Consider the following 16,272-nt stretch of genomic DNA (forward strand, 5'->3'; position numbering starts at 1 on the left):
TTCAGTAAATCAAGCCCACAATTGCTGCTGATAAAAAGCTGACAAGCGTAGCACCGTATAATAATTTCAAGCCGAAACGAGCGACGACATTTCCTTGCTTTTCATTCAGTCCTTTTACGGCACCGGCAATGATTCCGATTGAGGAGAAGTTCGCAAATGACACAAGGAATACCGATACGATCGCTGTTGTACGGCCGCTGAAATGGAAACCGTTTTGCGTAAGCGACGTCATGGCGACAAATTCATTCGATACCATTTTTGTTGCCATAATGCTTCCCGCATTAACAGCTTCATTCCATGGGATACCGACAAGAAAAGCGAATGGAGCAAACACATATCCAAGAATGCCTTGGAACGAAATACCGAATACTGCATTAAAAATGCCATTGATCAAGGCAATAATCGCGACAAATCCAATCAGCATCGCAGCGACGACAACCGCTACTTTGAAACCGTCAAGGATGTATTCTCCGAGCACTTCGAAGAAAGATTGTTTTTCTTCTTCCTCAACACGAAGCATATCCTCTTCTTTTGCAACCTCGTACGGATTAATAATAGAAGCAATTATGAAACCGCCAAATAAGTTCAAGACCAGCGCTGTTACAACATATTCCGGTTTCAGCATGGTCATATACGCGCCGACAATCGACATTGACACAGTTGACATCGCAGATGCGCAAAGCGTGTACAAGCGCTGCTGATTTAAAAGACCGAGTTCTTTCTTCAAGGAGATAAATACTTCTGACTGCCCTAAAATCGCAGAAGCCACTGCGTTATACGATTCCAATCTTCCCATACCGTTTACCTTGCTGAGGGCAAGGCCGATATATCTAATGATAAACGGGAGGACTTTCCACTTTTGCAGAATCCCGATCAGAGCGGAAATAAACACGATTGGCAAGAGAACATTCATAAAGAATGTCGTTTGGTCCGCATTCACCAAGCCGCCAAACACAAAGTTAATTCCCTCAGCCGCGTATTCAAGCAGATAACCGAATCCTTTTGCAAATCCTCCCACGAGAAAATTCCCTATCCCGGTATTGAGGAGAATGTAGCCAAGAATAAATTGCAAAATGAGCATAACAACAATTGGGCGGATCTTAATTCTTTTTTTGCCGCTGCTCGCGATCCACGCGAGGCCTAAAAACACGATTAAACCGATAATCCCAATCAAATACTTCATATGTGTTTCTCCTTTATTTGTATTCGCTTACAATCACTGTTTCCTCAGAAAACGGAAAGCAGTCTGCCTTCCGTCAGCTCTTAATAGTTGTCTCCGCCTGATGCATTTTCTCCTTTTACGATAGAAACGCCTGCGCTGGCGCCAATTCGGCTTGCTCCGGCCTCTACCATTGTGTCTACATCTTCTTTCGTTCTGACGCCGCCAGATGCTTTCACGCCGATATCAGGTCCTACTGTTTTGCGCATTAAGGCGATATCTTCCTTCGTTGCGCCGCCTGTAGAAAAGCCTGTTGATGTTTTTACGAAATCCGCTCCCGCAGACACCGCTAAACGGCATGCACGTTCTTTTTCTTCATCAGTCAGAAGGCACGTTTCGATAATGACTTTGACAAGCGCTTTTCCGGCTGCAGCTTCCACTACACCGCGGATATCAGCTTCCACCACATCGTCTTCCTTGTCTTTTAAAGCGGCAATATTAATGACCATATCCACTTCAGTGGCGCCTTTTGAAATGGCGTCTTTTGTCTCGAACGCTTTTGTTTCAGTTGTATTGGCACCGAGCGGGAAGCCGATGACCGTACAAACGTCGACTCCAGTTCCCTTAAGCTCTTTTGCAGCAAGCTCCACCCATGTCGGATTGACACATACTGAAGCAAATTTGTATGTTTTCGCTTCTTCAATTAGTTTTAGAATTTCCGCTTTTTGTGTATGCGGTTTCAAAGCTGTATGATCAATTATGTTGGCTAATGACATCCTTCGCACACTTCCTTTTTTGTTAAGATATTTTTTAGCATAACCGACTTTTGAACATATGTAAATTGGTAATTGAAATTTTGTTCAACGAAAGGTTTGAACGTGTCACAAATCATTAACAAGCGCCCTCGCGGTATGCTGGTCAATGATTAAAACGTTGGCATATTTTCCGGTTAATGCTCCGTGAATGGAAGATACTTTTCTGCTTCCGCCGGCAACTAAAATGGAGCGTTCCTTCAGCCTGAGGTCTTCAAGCTCAACACCGATGGTCCGGTCATTGATGGCACTGCTGCAAATATTCCCTTTCGCATCAAAAAAGCGTGAACAAATATCGCCAACGGCCTGTTTTTTCAGCAGGGCTTTCTCTTCTTCGTTAAAATATCCGAGCCGGAACAACAGCGCTTCGTCACGGACAGTCCCGACCGTGAAGAGAGCGATATTCGCCTGCTTGCCCATCTCAATGATCCGTTCAATATGACGGTCTTTCTCCACCATTCGCTTCACATCCGCATTATCAAACACGACGGGAAGCGGGAGATAGCGCGGCATCGTTTGAAAAGCCTCTGCAAACAGCTGAATCGTTTCAGCCGAATACGTGTTTACCCGGGAATGGCTGATGCCGCCTTTCAGCTGGACGACCTCGACGCCTTTTACTTGCTTCGGCTGCATGTTTTGTGCGATTTGATACATGGTGGTTCCCCAGCTGACGCCGACAATGTCGCCGTCTTTTACCGTTTCATGCATATATTCTGCACCATAGCGGCTTAGGTCATGTGTAATTCCTGCATAATCGGGTGTCGGGGAAAACACAACATGCGCCTCAAGGAGCCCGTATTTCTCTTCAAGTATGGAACCGAGCGCATCCAAATCCTCAAAAGGGTCCATGACGCGAATCTGGACATACCCTTTTTCCTTTGCATATTGCAGCAGCCGGGAAACGGTTGGCCTTGAAATGTTGAGCTGCTCAGCAATTTGCTGCTGACTGTAGTCAGACTGATAGTAAAGCCTTGCCGCTTCTATGCTTAATTGTTGTTTTTCCCGATCCATTCTGCACCTCCCTGTGGATCAGTCCTGATAAAACTGCTTTTGATTTGCTTTTATTATACAGGCTGGCGCCAACTTTCATCCACCTGATTTCTAAGAAACTGAAAAACGCTCTGGGCGCGGACCTGCCCAGAGCTTACTTCTCCCAGGTCATATGCTGATAAATGCCTTTCATAATGGCGTACATTCCATATAGGATCAGGCCTAATGCCAATATAGACAGAATCAATTTGCCATGCGGCTGCTGCGCGAGTTCGGCGAGCGCGCCGTCAAAGCCTCTTGTGTCGTCGGGATCAGCGGTCATGGCTGTCTTGATGAGAAAGTAGCCGATAGCAGAGAAAATAATGGCCCGGGCGATATTGCCTGCGCGTCCGGTGTTTTTCGTGATGCATATCATTTGTTTGTTCATTTTTGACGTATCAAATTCTTTCATAAAAGCAGCCCGAACGCCTTTCATAAATTGAACAATCGCAAATACGATAAAACCCGCACCCGTAAGCCCTGTGAGCCATTGGCCGAATGGCTGCGCCAATACATAAGCGGACCACGTCTGTTCTGAAGTGCCGCCGTCCCCTTGGCCAAACACAAATCGCAAGGCATTCCAAGCGATGGATGTGTAAACGGCGGCACTGAAAAAGTTTCCTATTCTCCGTGACAGGCCTCGCCTGCTGTTTCCGTGCCCCTCTGTGTCCTTGATCGCGCTTAACACCATCCAGATCACATAGCCGATAAGGCCGATGCCTATAAGAAAAAGCAATAGTGACCCATACGGCATGCGTGATAGCGTTTGGAGAGCTCCGCTCGAATCTTTGGCGCGGCCTGCCCCGGCAGCCGTCATAAAAGCCAAAACCCCAAGCAGAATAAAAACGCCGCCGAATGCAAAATAACCAAGCCTCCCGAATCGTTTGATCCAAGGCTTGGTTTCCTGTTTTATTTTTGACATGTACCGGTCTTTCACCGCCATGTGTCCAACCCTCTTTCACAGAAATCTTTACTGTAACATTCCCGATTGGACAAAGTTGAAACAGCTTCTGCCTCAGCTATGGCTGGCTGAGATACGTTTTTGCTGTTTAGCTGATTGTGCAGGTGTCATCCAAGCAGCCGCTGCGGCAGCTGTGACTCCGCCTGCTAATTTCCCAATGATCATGGCCGCCGCCATTTCTTTTTTCATTCCAGCTACAAAACCGAGATGGCTGCCGAGTACAAAGGCGCCGCTGACCGCAAACGCGACATTGATGACCTTTCCTCTCGGCGTCATATTCTTTAATGAAGCCAGCATCGGGATATGATGCGCCAAAGAGGTCACTAATCCTGCTGTTGCTGTCTCATCTAAATGAAGGTGTTTCCCCAGGGCCTGAAGCGGTTTTTTAAAGGTTTTTGTAATAAAAGCCGTCATTGGAAACGCCCCTGCCAGGGCAATGGCGATGGTCCCTGTCGTTTGTATCCCTGTCTCGACATTCTCCATTCCCGGAATCAGCACAATGCCGGTCATCGTTTCAACTGAAACAGCTGCAAGCCCGATAATCGCAACCACACTGACCGCTTTCCCGAAGAGATGAAACAACTGAATCATTCTGTCGGTGTATCGCCATAACCCAAAAGCGATCACAGCAGATAACAGACTCGGGATCAGAAGGTTTTTACCTATCATGCCGATGTCAAAGCCCGCGCATAATCCGCCGATGAAACAACCGATCGGCACTGTGCACAGCCCGATTAATATGCCTTTCGCAAAATACGGATGATCCTCTATTTCGATGATGCCAAGAGCGACGGGAATCGTGAAGACGATTGCCGGTCCCATCATTGTTCCTAAAAACACCCATGAAAACAGCCCGGCCTGCGGATCTTTCGCCATTTCTCCAGCCAGCGCATATCCTCCCATATCAATCGCCAAAATGGTGTTAGCAAAGGAAGAAGGGTCCGCGCCAATCGCTGTGTAAAACGGAGCAACAATGGGAATCAGGATTGCTGCCAGCACGGGCGCCAGCGACACAATTCCGATCATGGACAGCGCCAGCGGCCCCATAGCCTTAAAGCCGTCCGCAAACCGCTCGCCTAGCCCCCATCTGTTTCCCAAACAATAATCCGCCGCTCCCCATAGTAAAAAGGCAGCCAAAATGAATACAACCGCGTCATTCACCGTCATGGTTTTCTCCTTTTTCAAACGTATAATTGGTTTTATCATATCATCTGAAATCATCGAATAGAGTTGATCTTATTCAATATGAGCTAAAAATTCTTTTATATCGGCTTTTTCAACGGCTGTTATGATTCTCCGCGCTTTTTCTTGCGGGACCGTTAATGTCAATTTTTCTTTTATGTCTTCTTCAGACAGCTCATTTCCTGGCGCCCCTTTTGGGCAGTCCACACGCGCTTCGCAAATCCGGCCGTCTGATAAATAGGCCCGGACAATCGTGAAACGGCCTTTTGGAACGGCATGAGGAGCCGGCTGAATAGCATTGTCATATACGCGCTGAATATGCCTTATTGTCGTTTGAACGCCGTTTGGGATCGGCTGGCTGTTGAAATGTTCAACGGTCAGGCCGTGTCCATGCAAAGCAAGAGCAATCACATATTCAACGCTGAAACGGCCTTCCTCTCCAGTTTTCGGAGATCTTTCCGTCAATGCAGCATCTCCGCCTGGCGGAAAAATCACTTCAATACGTTCGGTATTGGTCGCAGAAATGGTTTCTTCGGAGATAAGCTGTCGTACCGCATCTGCAGCATGGTGTGCCGCGGAACAAAATGGATAGATTTTAAACCATAGACCCGGCTGCACAATTCTCCACGGTGCCCCCCAATCGTTTAGCAAAGTATGTTGTGCTTTTTCAACGTCACCGTACAGACTGAAGAAACCAGTTTCTCCATCAAGTGCCGTGCGGGACCCGCCAAATTCTGATTGGGCCAGCTTAACGGCCAGCAAGCCAGCCTGAGCCGCCAAACCGGCGTGCAGTGGTTTCATTTCTGTTCCAAATTGCACCCTCATCCCAGCAGATTGTGTAGCCGCAAAACCAATTGCTTTTTCCAGCTCTTCCTGAGTCAGCGCCTCAGCATAACCTACGGCGCAGGCAGCAGCGATGGCACCAAGCGTTCCTGTATTATGCCAGCCCTTTTCATAGTGGCGGCTGCCAATTGATTCTCCCAGCCGTGCCATCACTTCAACACCAACAATATAAGCGCCAAGAAGCCGCTCGTCATGTCCGCGAGCGGCAGATGCAATAAGGGCCGGTACGATGACGGCACTGGGGTGTCCTCTTACATCGGAGTGGACATCATCAAAATCCAATGCATGGGCGATAAATCCATTCAGCATCACGGATTGTAATGGCGCGGCCTTTTTGCCCTGTCCGATAATAGGAACAAGGGGCCGGCCTCCTTCATCCTCTATCAGACGGAGGAGCTTTTGAATTCCTTTATCTTCTCTTCCTGCGAATGAAGCGGCAGTAAAATCAAGTAATCCTTTTTTTGCTTCGCGAATCGCGTCAACTGAATGCTCAGGTTGTGATGTTCTCACAGCCGCTGCAAGACCTGCTGTCAGCCCTTGTTTGCTCATTTGATGGTCTCCAATACAATAACCGCCAGCTCCGCAAAGTATTGAGAGGCAACCGTAAGGGCTTCTTCATCCAGTGTAAAGGCCGGATGATGCCACTCCTCCGTCCCGTTCGTTCCCATCCAGACAAAAAATCCCGGAATCTTCTCTTGATACAGAGCGAAGTCTTCTCCGCCCGGAGACTGCTCAGCGTGAACGGTTTGATAGCCAAGCCGTGCCGCAGCTTCGGATGCCGCATTCAAAAATGTGCCGTCATTCTGAACGGAAGGCAAATAAGGAAACCACTTGAATTCTGCTTGTGCCCCATAGCCCGCTGCAATTCCTTCAGCCACTCGTCTCATATGCTCCGGAACAGCCTGCCGCGCTTCTTTTTGAAAGGTTCGTACCGTCCCCTCCATTTCAGCTTGGTCTGGAATCACGTTCCACGACGTGCCCGCCTGTACTCTTGTGATACTGACGACTGCGTTTTGCAGTGAGCTGATATTGCGGCTGACCACAGATTGCAGCCCGCTGATGATTTGTCCGGCTGCAGCGATTGGATCAATACTGTTATTTGGGATGCCGGCGTGTCCGCCTTTCCCTTTGATGACGATCTCAAACCGGTCAACACTTGCCATAAGCGGACCTTCCTTTACACCAATGGTTCCGACAGGCAGATCCGGCTTATTGTGCATGCCGAAAATCGCGGAAATGCCATCAAGTACACCAGCTTCTATGACCTTTCTTGCTCCTGCGGCAATTTCTTCGGCCGGCTGAAAGATAAAGCGGACTGTACCTTTCAGCTCGGCCTTTCTTTGATTCAGCAAAATCGCTGTGCCAATAATAGAAGCAGTATGAAAATCGTGTCCACATGCATGCATTGTGCCATCAACCTTAGATGCAAATGGGAGATTCGTCTGTTCTTGGATCGGGAGCGCGTCAATATCCGCTCGTATTGCTATCACGGGGCCGTCTTCCCGTCCTTTGATTTCTGCAATCACGCCAGTCTCCAATTGAGGAACATCAAGTATTTCGATTTGCTCCTCCTCAAGCCAGCGGCGGATTTTTTTCGTCGTTTCAATCTCTTGAAATGACAGTTCAGGATGTTCATGAAGATCACGCCGCATATTGATTAAACGGGTATGAAACGTTTTGTCGGCCATTGTTCTTCTCTCCTTCTTATATAAGCTCTGCAGGCTCTCCCACCTGCTTGATAAATCGTTTCGTCCGTTCGTTTTTCGGATGGTCAAACAGTTCTTTTGGCGTTCCCTGCTCGATAATATGGCCGTCTGCCATAAAAATCACTTGATCAGCGACCTCTTTTGCAAACGCCATTTCGTGTGTAACAATGATCATCGTTGTTTGTTTTTCCGCAATGGACTTGATGACCTGAAGCACCCCTGTGACGAGCTCAGGGTCAAGCGCTGACGTTGGTTCATCCAGCAAAATCGCATGCGGATTGACCGCAAGCGCCCGCGCAATGCCGATTCGCTGCTGCTGGCCGCCGGACATTGTGATTGGATAGCTGTCAGCCTTATGCTCCAGACCGACTTGTTTCAGAATCTCCATTCCAATACGTTTCGCTTCGTCGCGTGGTTTATGTTGAGCCACGATTAAAGCTTCTGTAATGTTTTGCAGAGCCGTTTTATTTTTAAACAGATTGTAGTTTTGAAAGACCATGGCCGTTTGCTGGCGAAGCCGATGTGCTTCCTTGCGTGTAAACTTTTCCGCATTCAGTTTGGCTTCTCCGATTTCAATAAGGCCTTGATCCGGACGCTCTAATAGATTTAAGCACCGGAGAAGCGTTGATTTTCCGGAACCGGACGGACCGATGATTGCCACCACTTCTCCGCGTTTCACTTCTAGATCGATTCCGTCGAGCACGACGAGATCTTTAAACGCTTTGCGAATATTTTTTACTGTTATCAACTGATTTCACCTCTAAGTCCGGTATGGCTTGCTCATGGCACGTTCAAACAAGTCCTGCAACATGCTGTAGATCATGGTAAGAACCCAATAGACGATCGCAACCGCCAAGTACGTCTCAAAATATTTGAGGTTTCCTGAAGCGTACATCTTCCCTTGGGCGAACATCTCCATGACCCCTAATGTAAAGGCCAGTGACGTTTCTTTCAGGAGCCCGATAAATGTATTGCCCGTTGCCGGAATCGCATTTCGGATCGCTTGCGGCAAAATAATCCGTCTGTATGCCTGAAATTTTGTCATACCGACAGACAGGCACGCCTCCAGCTGCCCGTCATCAACAGAATTGAGGGCGGCCCGGAAGATTTCTGCCAAATATGCTGCATTTTTTAAGCTTAACCCGATGATAGCGGCTGTGAGAGCTGTCATTTTGCTCATCTCTGGAAACAGCTGCGGCAGCCCGTAATAGATTAAGAACAGCTGCACCAGTGTCGGCACGCCTCGGAAAAAGGATATATACAGCTTTGACAGCTGATGAAGCACTGGAATTTTGTTCTTTGTAATGAGTGCGAGAATAAGTCCTCCGATAATGGCAAAGATCATAGCTGCTATGGCCATAAACAACGTGATCGGAAGGGCCTGAATTAAAGTCGGGAACGCTGATATCATGAATTCCCAATCAATCGTGTTCATTCTGGTGAGTCACCGCCGTTTCTTAATGCTTCTGTTCTACTGTGATATCTTCATTAAAGTATTTTTCAGAGAGTTTTTTCAGTGTTCCGTCTTTACGCAATTCATCTAGGGCCTTATTGACTTTTTTGCGGAGCTTGTCGTGCGCATCGTCCTTGGCAAATGGGAATGCAACCTGTTCGTAAACAATCGGATCTCCTGCAAGCTTTAATGGCAAACCGGTCTTCTTGATTTGCGCGATCAATACAGTTCGGCTGTTGACATAAGCGTCTACACGGCCGTACGCAACATCCTTCAGCGTACCCTCTTGTGTTTCGTACGTTTTGATATTGATTTTTTTATCAGGATCTTTGCTTTCAAGGTTTTTCGCGTGATTTGAACCGAGAACGGCTGCGACTGTCTTGCCTTTTAAATCGTCTACTGATTTGATGTCTGTATTGTCTTTTTTGACGACAATCTGTGTTCCCGCATAAGCGTATGGTTTCGTAAAGTTATACGTTTCCTTACGTTCGTCTGTCACAGCTACCTGGTTGGAAATGGTGTCAAGCTTGCCTGTTTGAAGTTCTCCCATCAGCCCGCTGAATTCAAGCAGCTTCCAGTCCAGTTTCATGTCAATTTTCTTAGCGACTGCTTCCATCACTTCCACGTCAAAACCTGTCAGCTTTCCGTTTTCTTTATAAGCAAATGGGTAACTTTGTCCTGTCGCACCGACATGAAGCACATTGTCATCCTCTTTACTGCTGCTGTTTCCATTGCCGCAAGCTGAGAGCACCGCTAATAATGCAGCAACGACCAGCACTGTCCATTTTTTCATCTTCATTTGATTTTCCCGCCTTTTCTATTTTTATAGATCATGTCGCAATTGTTTTTTCATATAAACTGTGATATGCCCTTTTCCAAGGTCTTGTTCACCTGAGCGGACATATCCTTTTCGTTCGTACATCTCAATCAGCCACGGATGCTTATCCGCTGTTCCGAGTGAGACAAACGGAACCTTTAACGTATCACGAAGGATTGTTTCCTCCAGCCATTGAAGCAGCTTTGTTCCGATTCCTTTTTTTCCGGTGTCGGGGTCCACAGCAAACCACCAGATATGCGGAACACCATACGGTCCCGGCTGTTTTCCCCAAGGCATTCTCAAGGTGATGGTCGCGATGATCCGCCCGTCTTCTTCCATGACGTAGCAAGCATTTTGCCGAATATTTTTCAGCACCAAATCCAAATCCGCATGAGCGGCAGCAAAACGAATGCCGAGCTTTCGAATCGGTTCATAAGCCCGCAATGTCAGCTCGAGAAGCTGTTCGGCATCACGTTCAACTGCAAGGCGGTATTGTGGCTTCATCTAGCGTTCCTCCTTACTTTGCATAGCGGTTTACCGGCTTTTCCAAACCGAAGTGCTCTCGTAATGTTGTGCCTTCATATTCTTTTCTGAACACGCCGCGCTCCTGTAAAATCGGAACCACTTGATCAACAAACACTTCAATTCCTTCTGGAAGAAGCGGAGGCATGATGTTAAACCCGTCACACGCTTTCGTATCCACCCATTCCTGCATCTTGTCGGCGAGCTGCTCCGGCGTGCCGACGAAGATATGGTGGCCTCTGGAGCCTGCAACGTATTTGTAAAGCTCTCGTATCGTCATATTGTCACGTTCAGCCATCTCCTGAACAAGCTTGAAGCGGCTCTTCACCGCATTGGAAGCTTCTGCGTCAAGCTTCGGCAGCGGCCCATCAAGCGGATATGCCGACAAATCAATTCCGCCTAAGTAATTTTGGAGAATTTGCAGACCGACAGATGGGATAATCAGATCTTGAAGCTCCTTGTATTTGGCTTGCGCTGCTTCTTCTGTATCGGCAATGATTGGGAAAATACCCGGCATGATGGCAATTTTTTCTGGATCACGTCCGAATTCCGCAGCCTGTTCTTTAATGGATTGATAAAATTCCTGAGCTGATTCCAGGTGGTTTTGTGCTGTGAAGATCACTTCGGCTGTTTTGGCAGCCAGCGCTTTTCCGTCTCCTGATGATCCTGCCTGGATAATGACCGGCTGGCCCTGCGGGGTTCTTGAAACGTTCAGAGGTCCGCGAACCGAGAAATATTCTCCTTTGTGATTCAGCTCGTGCATTTTTTCTTTGTCAAAGAATTCACCCGTTTCTTTATTACGGATAAAGGCGTCCTCTTCCCATGAATCCCAAAGCCCCTTTACAACCTCGACAAATTCCTCTGCCCGCTGATAGCGCAAATGGTGTTCAAGGTGCTTTTCACCGCTGAAATTCAGTGCTGTTGATTCAATAGATGAAGTGACGACGTTCCATCCGGCACGGCCATTGGAGAGATGATCCAATGACGCAAACTGTCTGGCAATATGGAATGGCTCGCTGTATGTAGTGGAGGCTGTTGCTGTCAGTCCGATTTTTGATGTGACCTGCGCCAAAGCAGAGAGCAGGGTGAATGGCTCAAACCTTGTTAATACATTTGGATGTGATTTGCTGTCAATTGAAAGGCTGTCCGCTAAAAACAGCATATCCAGCTTGCCCCGCTCCGCTGTTTTCGCAAGCTCTTTAAAATAATCCAAATTCATGCTCGCATCTGAGGGCGCGTCCGGGTGCCGCCAAGACGCAACATGATGGCCTGTACCTGCTAAAAATACCCCTAATTTGATTTGTTTCTTTTTGCTTGTCATGACGATACTCCTTTTATCATGTTTTTAGGCTGAATAATCCGAAAAATAAACTCCTATATTCCTAGTCGTTTAATATGAATAAATCAAAATGTACCTTTGTCTTGGACGTTTGTCAATGAGTTAAGATTAATTTTTTCTATTCAAGCGAAAAGACCCTTGCGTGACCATGATGGAACGGCATTGATTCATTCAACTAGTGCAACCTCTATATCGGCAAGAAAACTGAGTCTAATGAAGCAAAGACTCAGTTTTCATCCAAGAATTTCATATAAGATTTCGCCATTTCCTTTGCCTTTTCTTCCTTTTCTTCGCTTTTGCAAACCGCCTATCCATTCAGACGCCGTAACGATTGTATAAAAAAACAGCTGACTCCAGATATTCAAACCGGAATCAGCTGATTGATGTGAATTAATTAAGCTCATGAATACTCTCTTCTGCTTTAGCAGAAAACACTTTAGGCTCCAAACAGTCAAGGTCTTCATGAAATAAACTCACTTTTTGGATTTGCCGATTGTCATAGTGGTGGAAATAGTAGTTTCCAGTTTCGTTGCACATCACGGAAGTATATTGCGTATAATGAATTTCGTCTTCTTCCGTTATCACTGCGCCCTTTGGTATCGTCATATTTGCCAAAATTTGAAAAGCGGCTGTTACACCTTTCGTTTCATCGGCCGCCGGCTCTAGATGTTCTTTCAAATAAACAGCTCTGACAAACCGGGAAGGCGGTGTATAATCCCCCGGCAGACCAACAGTTCCTAAGCCTTGGCCAAAAGCGGAAAGGGCTAATCCGCCCATCTCTTTGCTCTCTAATTGCTTCGGTCTGATTCCTGTATATTGCTGCAGATTGGTTACATGCCATATAAAGTCGGGGCTGTTCGTCATGACACCAGGTTGATTATCATAGACTTTGAGGCCGTCTGCTCTCGGTTCTATCGTCAGGCTTCGGCCCGTCCGGTCTGACAATATCCAGTGAAGCGGTAAAACTGTATCCAATAGATCTAATTTTTTCTCTACAATCGTTAAAGATCGAATCTTTTCTTTTACGTCTTCCAAAGACTTACAGACTGACAGCACCCATGTCACAAACTCATGCGGGGCAATGTGAACGGTATCTTCCCGTATCGTTTTTTCGTACTCCGCATAGCCAGGAAAATAAAGTGCAGCACACGATAAACCGCTTTCATTAACACCGTCGGCAAATAATATATTTCCAAGTTTTCTCCCCATACCGATAAACGCGTACTGTGTCTGATGGGCCTTTCCGTCAGCTTCACTCTTCCAGCTGTAACGGCGCGGATAGAGAATGACCTCCGTCCCCAGCTGAAATGCAAAATCCATTGTTCTCGCTAATACATGTTTACGGTCAGCAGTTTCCAATGTAAGACTTGTGCACATTTGATCAGTCCCCTTTTCAATTCAGATTAATATCATACATATTGTGAACGAATTGGTTTTATCAGCATAACGAAAGTCAAATCGGTTCGTCAAAGAATTGACATTACATCAAATAAAACGAAAAAATCCAGCCTTTAGAAGGCTGGATTTTTTATTATTTAGCCAAAACAAGCTCGTGAATCGCATGCGCAACACCATGTTCATTATTGGAGCGTGTTTGAAAGTTTGCGGCTTCCAATACTTCTGGGATGGCGTTTGCCATGGCAACCCCGCAGCCCGCCCATTCGATCATTGTCAGGTCGTTCCCATTGTCGCCTATGCACATGACTTCCGCCTGTTCAATTCCAAGCAGCTGAGCCAGCTGGCGTACAGCATTTCCTTTGCTGGCTTCCGGGTGCAGAATCTCATAAAAGAAAGGCGCGCTTTTGACCATTGAATATTTTTCTCTCACGTCTTTTGGAATCGATGTAATGACGCGGTTTAAGTTCTCCGGTTTATCAATAAACATCACTTTCGGGATGAGGATATCTTTTGGCACCTCGTCAATCTTGCGGAAATGAAGCGGCACCTGTGTCACATAGGATTCGTATACGGTAAATTCGCTAATATCCCGGTTAGGCGTATACAAATTAGATGAGTCAAAGAAATGCATCGGCGTCTTCAGCTCTAAGCTCAGGTCATATAATGAAGTCAAATCATCATAGCCGAGAGACAGCTCCGAGACCACTTCATTTGTATGCGTATTTTGAACAAGCGCTCCATTATACGCAATGACATAGTCGCCTTCTTCAATTAAATTCAGTTCATCTAAATATCTCTGCACACCCCCGATAGGCCGGCCGGTGCAAAGCACAATTTTGACACCTTCCGCTTTTGCCGCGTGAAGGGCGTCGCGGACCTCCTCTGTTACTTCATGATGATCATTTAAAAGTGTTCCATCCATATCAATTGCAATTAGTTTGTACATCCTGCATCTCCTTCATGTCGTTTTCAGGCTATAGTCCCATCATATCGTTTTTTCTTTTTGATATTCAACCGGAAGAGATGGTTTTCTCCGGATTCTGTTTAGACGCCGCCCTTGTCTTCGGATACGCAAGCGCGGTTTCCGTTTTCTTTCTGCCTTGACGCCGTTTTCTGCTTTTTTCTGTTTCATCAGCAGAAAGCCGGCAGCTAGAAAAGGAATGCCGGTGATATTCAAGATGGCAAGCTTCACACCCGCCGCGATGAAAAAGAACCCCCATGAAGATGATGGATTCCGTCTGATCATGACGTAAGCCGCCATTTCCAGAACGATCAGGATGGCATGAAGCACTATGCCATAAATCAGCAATACAAGGGCAAAAAACAACACATAATTCACGATTGCCCCTGAGTACATCATAGCGCGCATCATTTGTATAAACGATAAGGACTGCATGGAGCCGCTGATGACATTAGGGTTATAGATCGTATAGTCACTAAATAAATGTTTGACTTTGAGAAAAGCCCATAATATAAATATCCATTGAATGATATGTAAAACAAGCCCCGCTGCCACCAGTCTTTCAGCTTTTTGATTTCTCATCTTTCTCCTCCCTGCCGTTCTTTGATTCGATTCTTGTCATCGTTTTTGTCTGGCCATTTTGCTCCCATATCAATGTCCCGTTTTCTCCTCTTTTCAGCGTGCTTTTGAGCGGATAATAGGGGCCGAGGTACTGAATCTCGATAGACCCGTCAGTGCTTTGGGAAATCACCTTGTATGCCATAAAAGGCAGCTGTACCTCTCCTCTTCCTTCCATCACTTCCGTTTCCACAACCTCGTCTTCGGTAAATGTGACTGTTGCTGATTTCACGCCGTCCGTTGGCCCGGGGGCAAGCCCCTCATCCCACGTTCCGTAATAAAACGGCGTCTCTTCTTTTTGCTGCTGGCAGCCCGATACCATGATGCATACAGCAATTAAAAACAAAATGCCATATTTGTTTCTCAAGGGGATCACCATCCTTTCCTCCTCTTTTTGGGCGAATGCCGTGCCACTGTGCCAATGACTACATAAGTTATAAGGAAATCACCCACAAGGAGATTGATCATAATGAACCCTTATCAATATTACAGCCCTCAGCTGCCTCAGCAGGAACCTTACTATAGCCACTATGAGTACAATCCTTATCCGCAGCAGGATGTATACGATCCATACCAAATGGACAGACAGCCGGCATTGGAAAGAAGAATCGCAGCACTTGAACGGCAAAATGAACAGCAGTCAAGAGAATTAACCCGTCTGACAAACGAAGACCGCCGTCAAAATCGGGAAATTGCACGGATTGCCGAACAGGTCAATCAGCTAAGCCAGGCTGTTGAACGTCATACACGCCGCTTAAACCGGCTCAATCAGCGCCTCCGTACAGTAGAAAACCGGCTGAATATCCCATTTACTGCAGGGGAAGGCGGTTTCTGAGCGAAACAAAGAAAAAAAGCGGAATACGATTCTCCCATCTCAGGGTTTCGTTTTCCGCCATTCTTATATGTTAAAACGGAACATTTACATAAAAAGGGTTTGTACCCAGTATACAATCTTTACCGTTTTCATTCAAAGACAGAGGGGCTGAGGAAAATAATTGTAGTTCCTCATTTGCAGAATTTCTTTTCATTCAGGTTGCATGATAATACCGACTCACGTCAATCGATACATGGAGGGATCATTCATGCATAATACACAACACGGCTTGCAGCAGCTGAATCAATGCCGCCAGACTGCTCAGCAGCTCATTCAGCAAACACAGCAAAGCAGCCAGCAATATCGCCACATGCTTCATCAGGAACAGCAAAACATCCAAATGCTGCAGCAGATTCTAAACCACGAACAACAAGCTGCACATACCATTCAGCAAGCACTGCACGGGCATGACATGGCGATTCAAAAGTGCCAGCAGGTTGTCAACATGTGCAACCAAATGCAACAGGAACTTACTGGCAATCCAGCGTCATGAATACGAATGTGTCTACACTTCCATTCGGCCAAAACACGCCATTTCAGCAGCAATCCTATCAGCAGTAACATATAAAAAGCTCAACACAATGCGAGTGTTGAGCTT

Annotated in this window: 17 protein-coding genes and 2 pseudogenes; 2 read left to right on the forward strand and 17 right to left on the reverse strand. The window is 46.6% G+C overall.

Annotated elements, in window-relative coordinates; translation table 11 throughout:
- Position 1: 1 nt before the first annotated feature.
- The 17 genes and pseudogenes from nupC to MKY10_RS21175 all read right to left on the reverse strand — a co-directional run bounded on the left by nupC (position 2) and on the right by MKY10_RS21175 (position 15,179).
- Positions 2 to 1,183, reverse strand: a complete 1,182-nt coding sequence (nupC, locus tag MKY10_RS21095) for a nucleoside permease NupC (protein ID WP_003244143.1) — start codon at positions 1,181 to 1,183, stop codon at positions 2 to 4.
- 80 nt (positions 1,184 to 1,263) lie between these two features.
- A complete protein-coding gene (deoC, locus tag MKY10_RS21100) occupies positions 1,264 to 1,935 on the reverse strand; it encodes a deoxyribose-phosphate aldolase (RefSeq protein ID WP_015385091.1) in 672 nt (223 codons plus the stop codon).
- A 105-nt stretch (positions 1,936 to 2,040) separates the two neighbouring features.
- A complete protein-coding gene (deoR, locus tag MKY10_RS21105; protein WP_014478458.1) occupies positions 2,041 to 2,982 on the reverse strand; it encodes a DNA-binding transcriptional repressor DeoR in 942 nt (313 codons plus the stop codon).
- A gap of 133 nt (positions 2,983 to 3,115) precedes the next feature.
- Positions 3,116 to 3,943 (reverse strand): DUF1206 domain-containing protein, encoded by an 828-nt coding sequence (locus tag MKY10_RS21110; RefSeq protein WP_015385093.1) that lies wholly within the window; start codon positions 3,941 to 3,943, stop codon positions 3,116 to 3,118.
- 72 nt (positions 3,944 to 4,015) lie between these two features.
- A complete protein-coding gene (gene eutH, locus MKY10_RS21115) occupies positions 4,016 to 5,128 on the reverse strand; it encodes an ethanolamine utilization protein EutH (RefSeq protein ID WP_046161041.1) in 1,113 nt (370 codons plus the stop codon).
- A 69-nt stretch (positions 5,129 to 5,197) separates the two neighbouring features.
- Entirely contained in the window at positions 5,198 to 6,535 is a 1,338-nt protein-coding gene (locus MKY10_RS21120) for an MmgE/PrpD family protein (RefSeq protein ID WP_087614821.1), read from the reverse strand.
- On the reverse strand, positions 6,532 to 7,674 hold the full coding sequence (gene sndB, locus MKY10_RS21125) for an N-acetyl-sulfur-metabolite deacetylase SndB (protein WP_021481016.1): 1,143 nt from the start codon (positions 7,672 to 7,674) through the stop codon (positions 6,532 to 6,534). The genes MKY10_RS21120 and sndB overlap by 4 nt, the downstream gene beginning before the upstream one ends.
- Before the next feature lie 16 nt (positions 7,675 to 7,690).
- Positions 7,691 to 8,440: an amino acid ABC transporter ATP-binding protein gene (locus MKY10_RS21130; RefSeq protein WP_049635769.1), complete on the reverse strand. Its 750-nt coding sequence runs from the start codon at positions 8,438 to 8,440 to the stop codon at positions 7,691 to 7,693.
- A 12-nt stretch (positions 8,441 to 8,452) separates the two neighbouring features.
- Positions 8,453 to 9,127, reverse strand: a complete 675-nt coding sequence (locus MKY10_RS21135; RefSeq protein ID WP_003227111.1) for an amino acid ABC transporter permease — start codon at positions 9,125 to 9,127, stop codon at positions 8,453 to 8,455.
- Between the two features lie 22 nt (positions 9,128 to 9,149).
- Positions 9,150 to 9,944, reverse strand: a complete 795-nt coding sequence (locus MKY10_RS21140) for an amino acid ABC transporter substrate-binding protein (protein WP_003227109.1) — start codon at positions 9,942 to 9,944, stop codon at positions 9,150 to 9,152.
- A gap of 24 nt (positions 9,945 to 9,968) precedes the next feature.
- Positions 9,969 to 10,466 (reverse strand): sulfur-containing aminoacid acetyltransferase SnaB, encoded by a 498-nt coding sequence (snaB, locus tag MKY10_RS21145; RefSeq protein WP_072175855.1) that lies wholly within the window; start codon positions 10,464 to 10,466, stop codon positions 9,969 to 9,971.
- 13 nt (positions 10,467 to 10,479) lie between these two features.
- Positions 10,480 to 11,805, reverse strand: a complete 1,326-nt coding sequence (locus tag MKY10_RS21150; RefSeq protein ID WP_003227105.1) for an LLM class flavin-dependent oxidoreductase — start codon at positions 11,803 to 11,805, stop codon at positions 10,480 to 10,482.
- 185 nt (positions 11,806 to 11,990) lie between these two features.
- Positions 11,991 to 12,227 (reverse strand): annotated as a pseudogene (locus MKY10_RS21155) (hypothetical protein).
- Positions 12,214 to 13,200 carry a penicillin V amidase gene (gene yxeI, locus MKY10_RS21160; protein ID WP_339225992.1) on the reverse strand — a complete coding sequence of 329 codons (987 nt, stop codon included), beginning with the start codon at positions 13,198 to 13,200 and terminating at the stop codon, positions 12,214 to 12,216. Before yxeI ends, MKY10_RS21155 begins: the two are co-directional and overlap by 14 nt.
- Before the next feature lie 154 nt (positions 13,201 to 13,354).
- Complete coding sequence (yidA, locus tag MKY10_RS21165) at positions 13,355 to 14,167, reverse strand: sugar-phosphatase (protein WP_041850318.1); 813 nt, start codon at positions 14,165 to 14,167, stop codon at positions 13,355 to 13,357.
- A 39-nt stretch (positions 14,168 to 14,206) separates the two neighbouring features.
- On the reverse strand, positions 14,207 to 14,764 hold the full coding sequence (locus tag MKY10_RS21170) for a hypothetical protein (RefSeq protein WP_003242636.1): 558 nt from the start codon (positions 14,762 to 14,764) through the stop codon (positions 14,207 to 14,209).
- Positions 14,745 to 15,179, reverse strand: coding sequence for a DUF3255 family protein (locus tag MKY10_RS21175; protein ID WP_064671732.1), 435 nt, complete (start codon positions 15,177 to 15,179; stop codon positions 14,745 to 14,747). Before MKY10_RS21175 ends, MKY10_RS21170 begins: the two co-directional genes overlap by 20 nt.
- A gap of 90 nt (positions 15,180 to 15,269) precedes the next feature.
- Between MKY10_RS21175 and cotNE the strand changes: the two genes are divergently transcribed.
- Together cotNE and MKY10_RS21185 are read left to right on the forward strand one after the other, a co-directional pair.
- The gene (gene cotNE, locus MKY10_RS21180; protein WP_003227093.1) at positions 15,270 to 15,635 is read left to right on the forward strand and encodes an inner spore coat protein CotNE; all 366 of its coding nucleotides are present in this window, start codon (positions 15,270 to 15,272) and stop codon (positions 15,633 to 15,635) included.
- A gap of 247 nt (positions 15,636 to 15,882) precedes the next feature.
- Positions 15,883 to 16,235: pseudogene (locus MKY10_RS21185) on the forward strand (hypothetical protein).
- Positions 16,236 to 16,272: the final 37 nt, after the last annotated feature.

Origin of the sequence: Bacillus sp. FSL P4-0290, assembly GCF_037975435.1 — a bacterium.
Lineage (GTDB): Bacteria > Bacillota > Bacilli > Bacillales > Bacillaceae > Bacillus > Bacillus subtilis.